This is a genomic window from Kitasatospora sp. NPDC002227 (assembly GCF_040296285.1).
Lineage (GTDB): Bacteria > Actinomycetota > Actinomycetes > Streptomycetales > Streptomycetaceae > Kitasatospora.
The window spans coordinates 26,555-39,367 of sequence record NZ_JBEOWY010000056.1 but is presented as its reverse complement, the minus strand read 5'-3'; the positions used below and the strand labels follow the sequence as shown (position 1 = coordinate 39,367).

Here is a 12,813-nt window from a genome sequence, read left to right as displayed (position 1 = left end):
GCCTACGCCTCCTTGAACGGGAAGCCCAGAGCGCGCAGGAGCGCCCGGCCCTCGTCGTCGGTCTGAGCGGTGGTCACGACGGTGATGTCCATACCGCGCTGACGGTCGACCTTGTCCTGGTCGATCTCGTGGAACATAACCTGCTCGGTCAGACCGAAGGTGTAGTTGCCACGGCCGTCGAACTGCTTGGGGGAGAGACCACGGAAGTCGCGGATACGCGGCAGAGCCAGCGACACCAGACGGTCCAGGAACTCCCACATGCGGTCACCACGGAGGGTGACGTGGGTGCCGATCGGCTGCCCCTCGCGCAGCTTGAACTGCGCGATGGACTTGCGGGCCTTGGTCACGGCCGGCTTCTGACCGGTGATCGCGGTCAGGTCCTTGATCGCACCCTCGATCAGCTTGGAGTCGCGGGCGGCCTCGCCCACACCCATGTTGACCACGACCTTGACCAGGCCGGGGATCAGCATGACGTTCTCGTACGAGAACTCCTCCTGCAGCTGGCCCTTGATCTCGGAGTTGTAACGCTCCTTGAGGCGGGGGGCCACCTTCTCAACAGTCGTCTCAGACATCAGATGTCCTCACCGGTCCGCTTGGCAACGCGGATCTTGTTGCCCTGGTCGTCGAAGCGGTAACCGACGCGGGTGACGACCTTCTTGCCGTCCTTCTCCACGACCAGCTGGACGTTGGAGACGTGGACGGGCGCCTCGACGGTGACAATGCCACCCTGGGTGCCCGGACCCGGCTTGGTGTGCTTCTTGACCCGGTTCACACCCTCGACCAGGACCTTGTTCTCAGCCGGCATGGCCTGAATGACCTTGCCCTGCTTGCCCTTGTCCTTGCCGGTGATGACCTGAACCAGGTCACCCTTCTTGATCTTCATGCTGTTCGCCATGAGTTAGAGCACCTCCGGCGCAAGCGAGATGATCTTCATGAACTTCTTGTCGCGCAGCTCGCGGCCCACCGGGCCGAAGATGCGGGTGCCACGGGGGTCACCATCGGTGTTCTTGAGGACGACAGCGGCGTTCTCGTCGAACCGGATGTACGAGCCGTCGGGACGACGACGCGACTTCACGGTGCGGACGACGACGCACTTGACGACGTCACCCTTCTTGACCGAACCACCGGGGATCGCGTCCTTGACGGTCGCGACGATGACGTCCCCGATACCGGCGTAGCGACGACCGGAACCACCGAGAACGCGGATGCAAAGGATTTCCTTCGCGCCCGTGTTGTCGGCGACACGCAGTCGCGACTCCTGCTGGATCACAGCTTTCTCCTGATCGTCAACGAGAGCTGGCGGGCCGGCCGCTGCTCACACCAGCGCCCACGAGGGACCTGGTGCACATACGGCCGTACCCGGACAACTTCGTTACTTGGCCTTCTCGAGGATCTCGACGACGCGCCAGCGCTTCGTCGCGGACAGCGGACGGGTCTCCGCGAGGAGCACCCGGTCACCGATGCCGCAGGCGTTGGTCTCGTCGTGCGCCTTCAGCTTGTTCGTACGGCGGATGACCTTGCCGTAGAGCGCGTGCTTGACGCGGTCCTCGACAGCGACGACGACGGTCTTGTCCATCTTGTCGCTGACGACCAGACCCTCGCGGGTCTTGCGGAAGCCGCGGGCCTCGGTCTCAGTGGTGTTCTCAGTCATCAGGCGTTCTCCACCGTCTCGATGCCCAGCTCGCGCTCGCGCATCAGGGTGTAGATCCGCGCGATGTCCTTACGGACGAGCTTGAGCCGTCCGTGGTTGTCGAGCTGCCCGGTCGCCGCCTGGAAGCGGAGGTTGAACAGCTCCTCCTTGGCCTCACGGAGCTTGGCAACGAGACCCTCGTTGTCGAGCTCACGAAGCTCTGCAGCCTTGGTGCCGGCCGACATCAGCTCTCACCGTCCTCGCGCCGGACAATCCGGCACTTCATCGGCAGCTTGTGCGCGGCGCGGGTGAGCGCCTCACGAGCAACCTTCTCGTTCGGGTACGACAGCTCGAACATGACCCGACCCGGGTGCACGTTCGCGATCCACCACTCCGGCGAACCCTTACCGGAACCCATGCGGGTCTCGGCCGGCTTCTTGGTGAGCGGGCGGTCCGGGTAGATGTTGATCCAGACCTTGCCGCCACGGCGGATGTGACGGGTGATCGCGATACGAGCGGACTCGATCTGACGGTTCGTCACGTAGGCCGGGGTGACGGCCTGGATGCCGAACTGGCCGAACGCCAGCTCGGTGCCACCCTTGGAGGCGCCACGGCGCTTCGGGTGGTGCTGCTTGCGGTGCTTGACCCTACGAGGGATCAGCATGGGGTCAGGCCTCCGTTCCGGTGCTCTCGGCAGCCGGCGTCTCCGTCACCGCGGCCGCGGGGGCCTCGGTGTTCTGGGGACGACGGGCGCCACGGGCGCCGCCACGCTCGCCACCACGGCCACCGCGCTCGCCGCCACGCGCGGGGCGGGCGTCGTTGCGGGCCGGGCGGTTGCCCGAGCGGGCAGCAGCGTTCTCAGCGCGGACCTCGGCGATGTTCTTGACGTCGCCCTTGTAGATCCAGACCTTCACGCCGATGCGGCCGAAGGTCGTCTTGGCCTCGAAGAAGCCGTAGTCGACGTTCGCACGAAGGGTGTGCAGCGGCACGCGACCCTCGCGGTAGAACTCCGAACGGCTCATCTCGGCGCCGCCGAGACGACCGGAGCACTGGACCTTGATGCCCTTGGCGCCCGACTTCATCGTGCCCTGCATGCTCTTACGCATGGCGCGACGGAAGGAGACGCGGGAGGACAGCTGCTCCGCGACGCCCTGAGCCACGAGCTGGGCGTCCAGCTCGGGGTTCTTGACCTCGAGGATGTTCAGCTGGACCTGCTTGCCGGTCAGCTTCTCGAGGTCGCCGCGGATGCGGTCGGCCTCGGTGCCACGGCGACCGATGACGATGCCGGGGCGAGCGGTGTGGATGTCAACGCGGACGCGGTCACGGGTGCGCTCGATCTCAACCTTCGAGATGCCGGCCCGCTCCATGCCCTTCGTCATCATGCGACGAATGGCAACGTCTTCCTTGACGTAGTCCTTGTACAGCTTGTCGGCGTACCAGCGGGACTTGAAGTCCGTGCTGATGCCGAGGCGGAACCCGTGCGGGTTAACCTTCTGGCCCATTACCGGGTCCCTTCCTTGCTGCTGACGACCACGGTGATGTGGCTGGTCCGCTTGCGGATCCGGTAGGCACGGCCCTGGGCGCGCGGACGGAACCGCTTCAGGGTCGGGCCCTCGTCAACGTACGCCTCGCTGATGACGAGGTCGTCCACGTTGGAGTGGTTGTAGTTGTGCGCGGCGTTGGCGATGGCGCTGTCCAGCACCTTGCCGACCGGCACGGTCGCGGCCTGCGGAGCGAAACGCAGGACCGCCTGGGCCTCCGTGGCACTCATGCCACGGATGAGGTCCACCACGCGGCGGGCCTTCATGGGCGTGACGCGGATGTACCGCGCCTGGGCCCTGGCTTCCATGGTTGTCCCCTTAATGGAGTAAGTCATTGAGTCGTTCTGGCGGTGAAGCTCAGGCGACTAGCGACGCTTCGACTTGCGGTCGTCCTTGACGTGACCGCGGAACGTGCGGGTCGGAGCGAACTCGCCCAGCTTGTGGCCGACCATCGACTCGGTGACGAACACCGGGACGTGCTTGCGGCCATCGTGAACCGCGATCGTGTGGCCGAGCATGGCCGGGAAGATCACGGAACGACGGGACCAGGTCTTGATGACGTTCTGGGTACCCGCCTCGTTCTGCGCGTCCACCTTCTTCAGAAGGTGGCCGTCGATGAAGGGGCCCTTCTTGAGACTGCGCGGCATCTGACCTGCTCCTAGCGCTTCTTGTTGGTCTTGCGGCGGCGCACGATGAGAGCGTTCGAAGCCTTCTTCGGGCTACGAGTGCGACCCTCCTTCTGACCCCACGGCGAAACCGGGTGGCGACCACCAGAGGTCTTACCCTCACCACCACCGTGCGGGTGGTCGATCGGGTTCATGGCCACACCACGCACGGTCGGGCGAACGCCCTTCCAGCGCATACGGCCGGCCTTGCCCCAGTTGATGTTCGACTGCTCGGCGTTGCCGACCTCGCCGACGGTCGCGCGGCAGCGCGCGTCCACCAGGCGGATCTCACCGGAGGGCATGCGCAGGTGCGCCATCTTGCCCTCACGAGCCAGCAGCTGGATGCCGGAACCGGCGGAGCGGGCCATCTTGGCACCGCCACCGGGACGCAGCTCCACGGCGTGGATCGTGGTACCGACCGGGATGTTGCGCAGCGGCAGGTTGTTACCGGGCTTGATGTCGGCCGTGGGGCCGTTCTCGATCCGGTCACCCTGAGCGATGCCACGCGGGGCGATGATGTAGCGCTTCTCGCCGTCCGCGTAGTGCAGGAGCGCGATGCGCGCAGTGCGGTTGGGGTCGTACTCGATGTGAGCGACCTTGGCCGGCACGCCGTCCTTGTCGTGACGACGGAAGTCGATCACGCGGTAGGCGCGCTTGTGTCCGCCACCCTGGTGGCGAGCGGTGATACGACCGGCGTTGTTGCGGCCGCCCTTGCTGTGCAGGGGGCGAACCAGCGACTTCTCCGGCGTGGACCGCGTGATCTCTACGAAGTCGGCCACGCTGGAGCCGCGACGGCCCGGCGTAGTCGGCTTGTACTTGCGGATGCCCATTTGGCTCTCTCGTCCTCGTCCTAATCGACGATCACGATCTCCTGATTCAGGAGACCGGACCACCGAAGATGTCGATGCGGTTGCCCTCGGCCAGCGTCACGATGGCGCGCTTGGTGTCCTTGCGCTTGCCAAAGCCCGTCTTGGAGCGCTTGCGCTTGCCCTGACGGTTGAGCGTGTTGACCGACTCCACCTTGACCGAGAAGACCGCCTCGACGGCCTGCTTGATCTGGGTCTTGTTGGCGCCCGGCGACACGACGAACGTGTACTTGTTCTCGTCGAGGAGCGAGTAGCTCTTCTCGGAGATGACCGGCTTCACCAGCACGTCACGGGGGTCCGTGAACGTCTTGCTCGTAACGTTGCTCATCAGGCAGCGCTCCCTTCGAGCTCGCCCTCAGCGGCAACGGCCTTGGCGGACGCGGCCGGACCGGCCACGAAACGCTCGAAGGCGGCCTGGGTGAAGACCACATCGTCGGAGACGAGCACGTCGTAGGTGTTCAGCTGACCGGCGTCCAGGATGTGGACGTTCGGCAGGTTGCGAGCGGACTTGAGGCCCAGCTCGTCCGAGCGCTCGACGACCAGGAGGACGTTCTTGCGGTCGGTGATCTTGCCGAACAGACCCTTGGCGGCCTTGGTCGACGGCGCCTCGGCCGCAACGACGTCGGTGATGACGTGGATGCGGTTGTGGCGGGCCCGGTCGGTGAGCGCGCCACGCAGAGCGGCGGCGATCATCTTCTTGGGCGTCCGCTGCGAGTAGTCACGCGGCACGGGACCGTGCACGACGCCACCACCGACGAACTGCGGCGCACGGGTCGAGCCCTGACGGGCGCGGCCGGTGCCCTTCTGGCGGTACGGCTTCTTGCCACCACCACGGACCTCGCCACGCGACTTCACCTTGTGCGTGCCCTGGCGGGCAGCGGCGAGCTGCGCGACGACGACCTGGTGCATCAGCGGAACGCTGACCTTGGCGTCGAAGATCTCGGCGGGCAGCTCGAGGCTGCCGGCCTTGTCGCCCGAGGGCGACAGGATGTCAATCGTGCTCATATCCTCACAGCCCCTTCGCCGCGGTGCGGACGAGGACGAGGCCGCCGTTCGGGCCCGGGATTGCGCCCTTGATGAGCAGCAGGCCCTTCTCCGCGTCAACGGCGTGGATGGTCAGGTTCTGGGTGGTCACGCGCTCGTGGCCCATCCGGCCGGCCATCTTCATGCCCTTGAACACGCGGCCCGGGGTGGCGCAGCCACCGATGGAACCGGGCGAGCGGTGCTTGCGCTGCACACCGTGACCGGCGCCGAGGCCCCGGAAGTTGTGGCGCTTCATGACACCGGCGAAGCCCTTGCCCTTGGAGGTGCCGGTCACGTCGACCTTGACACCCGCCTCGAACAGCTCAGCGGTGATCTCCTGGCCGAGGGTGTACTCGGACGCGTCCGAGGTACGGAGCTCGACCAGGTGGCGGCGCGGGGTGACACCGGCCTTGGCGAAGTGACCCGCGAGGGGCTTGTTCACCTTGCGGGGGTCGATCTCGCCGAAGCCGATCTGCACGGCGTCGTAGCCGGCGTCACTGTCAGCGGTGTGGACCTGGGTCACGACATTCGGCCCGGCCTTGACGACGGTCACCGGAACGATCCGGTTGTTCTCGTCCCAGACCTGGGTCATGCCGAGCTTCTCGCCCAGGATGCCCTTAATCTGCTTTGCCATCTTCGTCGCGCCTCTCAGAGCTTGATCTCGATGTCGACGCCGGCCGGAAGGTCGAGGCGCATCAGCGAGTCAACGGTCTTCGGGGTCGGGTCGAGGATGTCGATCAGACGCTTGTGGGTGCGCATCTCGAAGTGCTCGCGCGAGTCCTTGTACTTGTGCGGCGAGCGGATGACGCAGTAGACGTTCTTCTCAGTGGGCAGCGGCACCGGGCCCGCGACCTGCGCACCAGTACGAATCACCGTCTCGACGATCTTCTTCGCCGAGGAGTCGATGACCTCGTGGTCGTAGGCCTTGAGCCGGATGCGGATCTTCTGTCCCGCCATGGCTACTAGTAGTCCTTTTTGTCTCTGCTGCTTCTACTGCCAGCCCCCTCCATCTCGAAGGGTTCCGGTGGCGTCCCCGGGTGATACCTTCCGACCCCCGCGCTCGGGCGTGTCGCGCTCGCGCTTGCAAAAAATCCGAGAGAGCCTTACTCTCCGCGGATTTCCGTCAGGGTCGGCGGGCATTGCACCCACCGGGCGCCGGATCGAGGCCCCGCCCACGCTTCCCGGAAGATTCCCGTACGTCCGCCCCGCAGCTGCCGCGGTGTCGCTTACACACCACTACCTCCACACACAGTCCGTGGAGATATGAACGGCCATCACGGGAACGACGAGTACATGGGACTCGCTTCCGGTCCTCCCGGCGGGAGGCGCGCAGCATCGGCACTCAACCGAGCAACTTGAACATCCTGCCACAGCCGGGGCGCCCGACGCCAATCGGTCACCCCGGCTGTGGTACAGGACACTACGGCGCTGCGGTCAGCCGGTCGGAGTGCCCCACGGCTTGAGGCCGGCCGGCATCTCCGGGCGCAGCACGAAGGTGCGGAGCTGCTCCTTCGTCAACGGCGGCGCCGCCATCCCGGGGCCCACTTCACCCTCCCCGGTGAATCCCGAGATGTCGGCTACCAACACGGCCCGGCCGTCGCCCAGCGCCAGGATCGCCTCGTAGTACCGGCCCCAGCGGCGGCCGTCGATCCGGTCCTGGCCGTCCGGACCGAACTCCTCGATCCGCAGGCTGTGGCCGCCGCCGAGCTCCTCGTACCTGCAGTCGAGGGCGTCGGTGTCACGATCGCCCTGGCCGCAGGCGGGGTTGGGGCGGAGCGGGGCGGTGAGCCAGATGTCGAGCGGCCCGATACCACCGCCCTTCCGCACCAGGTACGCGCCCTCGTACGGGGCCCGGTAGGGATCCTGGAGGTGCTGGTTGTCCAGCACGTTCACCCCGCCCACCCCTGGCGGCAGCAGCTCCTGCAGGGTGGGCTCGGGCTCGGGCTCGGGCTCGGGCTCGGGCTCGGGCGGGCAGGATCCCGGTCGGCACCCCCGACCGAGGGGACGACCAGGACCACCGCCGACACCAGCGCCGCTGCCACCAGCCCCACCGCCGCGCGGCGCCGCCGCCGTACCTTCGCCGCCCGGGCGAAGGCCGCGCCGATGTCCCGCTGCGGGGTGCCCGCGTCGGCCGCGGCCCGGCCCAGCAGGCGGTGCAGCTCGGCGGCCTCCGCCATGTTCTCGGCCTCGCTCGTTCCCGTCCCCCCTGCAGGTCGTTGACGTCCCTGGGCAGTACCTTGCGCAGCGCCGCGATCCCGCGCGCCGCGTGGCTGCGCACCGTGCTCGCCGGCAGCCCGGCCAGGGCCGCCCGCACCGCGAATCCGGTGTCCGCGTCCGCCGTCTCCTGCGGCAGCTCCGGCACCTCCCCGAACGCCTGCTCCCGGCGCCAGAACCGGCGCCGCGACGGGATGAACGTGTTCACGAGCGTCCGCCGCGCGTACGCGTCGACGTTCTCCAGCCCCTTCAGCCGCCGCCAGCCCAGGATCACCTTGACCAACGTCGCCTGCACGAGGTCATCCGCCTCGTACCGGTCCCCGCACAGCAGATACGCGCTCCGGTACAGCGCCTGCCGCCGCGCCGCCACGAACGCACGGATCTCCTCCTCGCCCCGCTCCATCCCCTCCCCCACTCCGCCCCCCGTCCGGGGTTGGCCTCACCCTCTCCAGCGCGCCGGCACCAGGAAAGCGTTGCACCCGGTCAGAAGGCGGGCCTTCCGGGTTCAGTCCTCCGGGCGGCGGAGGGCGAAGAGGATGTTGTTGCGCTTCGGGGGCACCCTGGTCTCGCAGATCACGGAGAGCCCCGGGAGGGCCCGGGAGATGATGGCGAGCAGCTGGTCGCGGTCGCCGAAGACGACGCCCTTGTCGCCGGAGACGTACTTGTCGGCGGTGTAGGCCATCAGGTGCGCGAGGTCGGAGCGGCGCTCCCACTCCTTGACGATCAGCGTGCCGCCCGGGGCGAGCAGGGCCTCGGCGTCGTGCAGCAGCGCGTCGCGTCGGGCGGGCGGTACGTGGTGCAGCACGTCCACGACCAGGACGAGGTCGAAGAGCGCGGGCCCCTCGGCCCGCAGGTCGTGGGAGTACACGGAGCGGAACTCGGCCCGGGAGCGGTCACCACGGAAGAGCCGCCCGGGGTGGTCCATCACGTCGATGCCGACGTACTCGGCGTCGGGCAGGGCGCTCACCAACCGCTCGGCCACCGCGCCGTCACCGGCGCCGATCTCCAGGATGCGCTTCGGCCGGCTCAGGCTGAGCAGCGTGGTGGCGAGACTGTCGAGGTCGATGAAGACCGACCGGTAGAGCTCGGCGGCCGGTATCTCGTACTTTCCGAGGCGGCGACGGACGGCGGTGGTGATTCCCATGCGATCTCCCCGAGACCTACGACGACAGCGGTCGCACGGGAGTCTGGCAGCCGGTCCGGCCTCGAAATATTGGGATGAAACGCGCGCAGCCGGCCATCGCGGCCGGTCAATTACTCGGCAGGAAAAGCGAGTTGCGGAAACGGGGCGCTGCGCGACCTGCCCTCTTCGACCCCTCGCGCCACTGCCGGTCGTCCGTGAAGGGCAGCCACTCCGGCCTCTCCGGGCCGGACCTCTCGGCCTGCCAGGGTCCTCCTGGTGGGTCGCGAAGCTCTGCCGGCGTTCAGGAGCGGCTGAGGGTCTTCGGCTCCGCGGTGTCGGGGGCGGTCGCGGCGGCCGAGCGCCGGAGGGCGAGGAGCATGACGGCTGCCGTGGCGGCCGGGCCGGCGGCGAAGGCGAGGCAGACGCGGGTGGCAATGGGGCCCGGGGCGAGGGTGACGGCGAGCAGGACGGCGGTGCCCAGGAGCCAGCTGAGGAGCTGGGCGCGGTGGCGGTGCAGGACGATGAGGGCCTGGCCGAGGACCATGCCGAGCAGGTAGCCGAAGGTGCCGAGGACGAGCCAGAGGAAGTCGGTGCGGGTCAGCACCCGGGGCGCCGCGAAGAGCAGGTGGATCAGCCAGGGGCCGAGCACCACCGCGGGCAGCCCGATCGCCGCCGAGAGCGCCGCCACGGCCAGGCAGGCCTTCCGCAGCATCCGCCGGAAGGCGGTGTGCTCACCGGCCGCCGCCGCACCAGCCAGGCCGGAGAGCAGCGAGGCCTGCAGCGCACCGAAGACGAAGATCGGCACCCGGGCCAGCACCAGCGCGCTGAGCAGCGCCGCGACCAGGTCCACCTGGCGCGGCTCCAGCAGCTGGATCGAGAGCACGGCGGCGCTGACCATCCACTGGGCCAGCAGGGTGGAGCAGATCAGCAGCCCCAGCCCGCCGACCAGCTCGGGCCAGCCGATCGCCGGGCCCGGCCGGGCGGCGCCGCGCAGCGCGGCCGGCAGGGTGGCCGCCAGCGAGACCAGCGGTGCGAGCGTCAGGATCAGACTGAAGGCCAGCGCGGAGTGCAGCCCGGCCAGCGAGCAGCCGAAGGCCAGCACGATCCGCAGCGCGCCGTCCACGGCCAGCTGGGTGCCGTACGCGGTGAACAGCCCGAGCCCGGCCAGCAGGCCCCGGCTCAGGTAGCAGAAGGCCATCGTCACGAAGGCCCCGCCGAGGGCCGCGACCAGTTGCAGATCACCGTGGAAGAGCAGATCGGCCAGCTGGCGGGCCAGCACGGCGAGCAGCCCCACCACCACGGCCAGGATCCCGGTGGTGAGCAGCAGCGCGCGCCGGAGCACGGGCGCCGCCCCCTCGCCCCGGACGGTGCGGGCGGCGACGATCCGGGTCAGCTCCTGCTCGATCGGGAAGAACAGGCCGATGCCGACCGACATCACGATGGTCCAGAGCACCGACACCCCGGCCATCGCCTGGGTGGTCAGGCTGTGCCCGGCGACCGCCAGGTGCAGGTAGGAGGCCGCCCCGAGCACCACAGTGCCACCGGCGACCATCTGGGTGCCGGGGGGCAGCGCGGCGCCCAGCCTGGCTATCGGCTTCATCTCGCGGGTGCTCATCAGCGGGCCGCGTGGCGGAGCATCGCGGAGACGCCCGGGCGGCCCGCGTGGCGGGCGGCTCCGGGGAGGAGGGTGAGGGCGTGCAGGCGGGAGGAGAGGTGGAGCCGGGCGACCCGGGCGGCGGCGGGCCAGCCGAAGGCCTCGAGGCGGTCGGCGCTCTCGCGGAAGAAGCGCTTGGCCTCCTCGAAGCGGTGCCCGGTGTACGCCGTGGCGGAGGACTCGCTCCCGTCGTGCCGCCGGTAGCTGAAGCAGACCTCGGGGGTGGTCGCCAGCGTCTGGCCCGCGACCAGCAGGTCGATCACCAGGGCGAGGTCCTGGATGACGCCGAGGTCGGCGCGGAAGCCGAAGGGGCGGACGGCGTCCAGCCGCCAGCAGATCGAGGGGAAGTACAGCCAGTTGCCGCGCAGCAGGCTCACCGCCAGGTCCTCCCCGCCGAGCAGTGCCCGGCCGGGCCCCTTGGGGGCGTAGATCCGCCGCTTGGTGCGGTCGGCGAGGGTGTCGTACGGGAGGCCGTCGCCGCCGATCACCTCCACGCCGGGCTGGATCATCGCGGCCTTCGGCTCGCGCTCGGCGGTGGCGCGGACCACGTCGAGGTACGAGGGGTGCATCAGGTCGTCGCAGCCCATCAGCACCACGTACTCGGATTCGGCGAGCTCCAGGCAGCGGTTGAAGTTCCCGGTGACCCCGAGGTTGACGGGATTGCGGAAGTACCGCACCCGCTCGTCCCCCAGCGAGGCGAACCACTCGGGCACGCCCGGCTCGCGGCCGTCGTCCACCACGGTGAGCCGCCAGTCCTCGCCGCGCTGGGCGAGGACGCTGCGCACGGCGGACTGCATCTGGGCGACGTCGCCGTAGTACGGCATGGTGATCTCGAAGCGGGGCATGCTCAGACCTCGGCCTCGGCGGCCCGGACGACCGGGCGGGCCTCGAAGGCGGTGTAGTACGTGGAGCCGGGGGCCAGCTCGCGCAGCTCGCGCGGGATGCGGCGGATCATCGCGAGCAGCAGCACCAGGCCGGCCCGGACCAGGTAGATGGTGGCCTTGACCGGCGAGGCGCTCGGACGGCCGGTGGTGCGCGCCCGCATCGCGACCGGCACCTGGCGCACGGTGAAGCCGCAGCGGGCCGCGCCCACCAGGCTCTCCACGGTGTCACCGAGGTACTCGACCGGGTACCAGCGGGCGAAGAACTCGATCAGCGGCCGGTTGCAGGCGCGGAAGCCGGAGGTGGTGTCGGTCAACCGCGCACCGGTGATCCGGGAGAGCACGACGGAGAGCAGCCGCATCGCCCACCGGCGCGGCCCGCGCGCCGCGTACTCGCCCTCGCCCGCGAACCGGGCGCCGATCACCAGATCGGCCTCGCCCAGCTTGGCCAGCAGCTCGGGCACGTAGGAAGGGTCGTGCTGCCCGTCGGCGTCCACCTGGATCGCCACGTCGTAGCCGTGCAGCTGGGCGTAGCGGTAGCCGAGTCGCATCGCGCCGCCGACGCCGAGGTTGTACGGCAGCCGGGCCACCGCCGAGCCGGCCGCGGCGGCCACCTCGGCCGTCCGGTCGGTGGAGCCGTCGTCGACCACCAGGGTGTCGACGTACGGGAGCTGGCGCTTGATCTCGCCCAGGACGCCGGGCAGGCCGTCGGCCTCGTTCCAGGCCGGGAGGATGATCAGGATGCGGCCGGTCATGACAGGGGCTCCCGAGCGGCGGAGTCGAGCGGCTGTCGAGGGCTCTCCAGCGGGATGCCCTGCTCGGCGAGGTGGGCCCGGATCAGGGCGACGTCCTCGGCCAGCGTCCTGGTCTCGGCCTCCAGCCGGCTGGACTCCCAGCTGAGGTGGAGGCTGACCAGCAGCACCAGGACGAACCCGGCGAAAAGCACCAGGGAGACGCCCGAGGCGACCCCGAGCCGCCGCGCGGTGGAGTCCAGCACATGCGGGACGAAGCCGAGCGGGGCGATCACCAGCCCTATGCTCAGCCAGATCGCCGCGTACTTCTCCCGCAGTTGCTGCCTGCGCAGCAGCTCCAGGATGTAGGCGAGCACCACGATTCCGGTGATCGAGGTCAGAAAGGAGAGTTGCACAGCCGGTGGGGCCTTCCGTGCGCGGGCGGTTCTCGTGGTGCCAGGCCCCGGGGGTGCCTGTGGTGTCAA

At 69.1% G+C, this 12,813-nt stretch carries 21 protein-coding genes and 1 pseudogene; all 22 read right to left on the bottom strand.

Annotation, left to right across the window (positions count from 1 at the left end):
• Nucleotides 1-2: 2 nt before the first annotated feature.
• Entirely contained in the window at nt 3-572 is a 570-nt protein-coding gene (gene rplE / locus ABT095_RS32960) for a 50S ribosomal protein L5 (RefSeq protein ID WP_266296841.1), read from the bottom strand.
• Complete coding sequence (gene rplX, locus ABT095_RS32955) at nt 572-883, bottom strand: 50S ribosomal protein L24 (protein ID WP_030263484.1); 312 nt, start codon at nt 881-883, stop codon at nt 572-574. Before rplX ends, rplE begins: the two co-directional genes overlap by 1 nt.
• 15 nt (nt 884-898) lie before the next feature.
• Entirely contained in the window at nt 899-1,270 is a 372-nt protein-coding gene (rplN, locus tag ABT095_RS32950; RefSeq protein ID WP_030393301.1) for a 50S ribosomal protein L14, read from the bottom strand.
• Nucleotides 1,271-1,372: 102 nt separating this feature from the next.
• On the bottom strand, nt 1,373-1,651 hold the full coding sequence (rpsQ, locus tag ABT095_RS32945) for a 30S ribosomal protein S17 (RefSeq protein WP_280717586.1): 279 nt from the start codon (nt 1,649-1,651) through the stop codon (nt 1,373-1,375).
• The gene (gene rpmC, locus ABT095_RS32940) at nt 1,651-1,875 is read right to left on the bottom strand and encodes a 50S ribosomal protein L29 (RefSeq protein WP_030055825.1); all 225 of its coding nucleotides are present in this window, start codon (nt 1,873-1,875) and stop codon (nt 1,651-1,653) included. Before rpmC ends, rpsQ begins: the two co-directional genes overlap by 1 nt.
• Nucleotides 1,875-2,294, bottom strand: coding sequence for a 50S ribosomal protein L16 (gene rplP, locus ABT095_RS32935; RefSeq protein WP_030300385.1), 420 nt, complete (start codon nt 2,292-2,294; stop codon nt 1,875-1,877). The genes rpmC and rplP overlap by 1 nt, the downstream gene beginning before the upstream one ends.
• A 4-nt stretch (nt 2,295-2,298) precedes the next feature.
• Nucleotides 2,299-3,132: a 30S ribosomal protein S3 gene (gene rpsC / locus ABT095_RS32930; RefSeq protein ID WP_350533233.1), complete on the bottom strand. Its 834-nt coding sequence runs from the start codon at nt 3,130-3,132 to the stop codon at nt 2,299-2,301.
• The gene (gene rplV, locus ABT095_RS32925; protein WP_280696289.1) at nt 3,132-3,479 is read right to left on the bottom strand and encodes a 50S ribosomal protein L22; all 348 of its coding nucleotides are present in this window, start codon (nt 3,477-3,479) and stop codon (nt 3,132-3,134) included. The genes rpsC and rplV overlap by 1 nt, the downstream gene beginning before the upstream one ends.
• 57 nt (nt 3,480-3,536) lie before the next feature.
• Complete coding sequence (gene rpsS, locus ABT095_RS32920) at nt 3,537-3,818, bottom strand: 30S ribosomal protein S19 (protein WP_030055821.1); 282 nt, start codon at nt 3,816-3,818, stop codon at nt 3,537-3,539.
• Between the two features lie 11 nt (nt 3,819-3,829).
• Complete coding sequence (gene rplB, locus ABT095_RS32915; RefSeq protein ID WP_104816575.1) at nt 3,830-4,666, bottom strand: 50S ribosomal protein L2; 837 nt, start codon at nt 4,664-4,666, stop codon at nt 3,830-3,832.
• A 46-nt stretch (nt 4,667-4,712) separates the two neighbouring features.
• The gene (gene rplW / locus ABT095_RS32910) at nt 4,713-5,030 is read right to left on the bottom strand and encodes a 50S ribosomal protein L23 (RefSeq protein WP_350533232.1); all 318 of its coding nucleotides are present in this window, start codon (nt 5,028-5,030) and stop codon (nt 4,713-4,715) included.
• Entirely contained in the window at nt 5,030-5,707 is a 678-nt protein-coding gene (gene rplD / locus ABT095_RS32905; RefSeq protein WP_350533231.1) for a 50S ribosomal protein L4, read from the bottom strand. Before rplD ends, rplW begins: the two co-directional genes overlap by 1 nt.
• A gap of 4 nt (nt 5,708-5,711) precedes the next feature.
• Nucleotides 5,712-6,359, bottom strand: a complete 648-nt coding sequence (gene rplC / locus ABT095_RS32900) for a 50S ribosomal protein L3 (RefSeq protein WP_350533230.1) — start codon at nt 6,357-6,359, stop codon at nt 5,712-5,714.
• Nucleotides 6,360-6,373: 14 nt separating this feature from the next.
• Nucleotides 6,374-6,682, bottom strand: a complete 309-nt coding sequence (gene rpsJ / locus ABT095_RS32895; protein ID WP_012785157.1) for a 30S ribosomal protein S10 — start codon at nt 6,680-6,682, stop codon at nt 6,374-6,376.
• A 477-nt stretch (nt 6,683-7,159) separates the two neighbouring features.
• Nucleotides 7,160-7,618 carry a hypothetical protein gene (locus ABT095_RS32890; RefSeq protein WP_350533251.1) on the bottom strand — a complete coding sequence of 153 codons (459 nt, stop codon included), beginning with the start codon at nt 7,616-7,618 and terminating at the stop codon, nt 7,160-7,162.
• Nucleotides 7,615-7,902, bottom strand: coding sequence for a hypothetical protein (locus tag ABT095_RS32885; protein WP_350533250.1), 288 nt, complete (start codon nt 7,900-7,902; stop codon nt 7,615-7,617). Before ABT095_RS32885 ends, ABT095_RS32890 begins: the two co-directional genes overlap by 4 nt.
• Before the next feature lie 62 nt (nt 7,903-7,964).
• Nucleotides 7,965-8,342 (bottom strand): annotated as a pseudogene (locus ABT095_RS32880) (sigma factor); the annotation flags it as partial.
• 102 nt (nt 8,343-8,444) lie between these two features.
• Nucleotides 8,445-9,083 (bottom strand): methyltransferase, encoded by a 639-nt coding sequence (locus tag ABT095_RS32875; RefSeq protein WP_350533229.1) that lies wholly within the window; start codon nt 9,081-9,083, stop codon nt 8,445-8,447.
• 280 nt (nt 9,084-9,363) lie between these two features.
• On the bottom strand, nt 9,364-10,677 hold the full coding sequence (locus tag ABT095_RS32870; RefSeq protein WP_350533228.1) for a lipopolysaccharide biosynthesis protein: 1,314 nt from the start codon (nt 10,675-10,677) through the stop codon (nt 9,364-9,366).
• On the bottom strand, nt 10,677-11,561 hold the full coding sequence (locus tag ABT095_RS32865; RefSeq protein ID WP_350533227.1) for a glycosyltransferase family 2 protein: 885 nt from the start codon (nt 11,559-11,561) through the stop codon (nt 10,677-10,679). Before ABT095_RS32865 ends, ABT095_RS32870 begins: the two co-directional genes overlap by 1 nt.
• A gap of 2 nt (nt 11,562-11,563) precedes the next feature.
• Nucleotides 11,564-12,352 carry a glycosyltransferase family 2 protein gene (locus tag ABT095_RS32860; protein ID WP_350533226.1) on the bottom strand — a complete coding sequence of 263 codons (789 nt, stop codon included), beginning with the start codon at nt 12,350-12,352 and terminating at the stop codon, nt 11,564-11,566.
• Complete coding sequence (locus ABT095_RS32855) at nt 12,349-12,744, bottom strand: DUF2304 family protein (RefSeq protein WP_350533225.1); 396 nt, start codon at nt 12,742-12,744, stop codon at nt 12,349-12,351. The genes ABT095_RS32860 and ABT095_RS32855 overlap by 4 nt, the downstream gene beginning before the upstream one ends.
• Nucleotides 12,745-12,813: the final 69 nt, after the last annotated feature.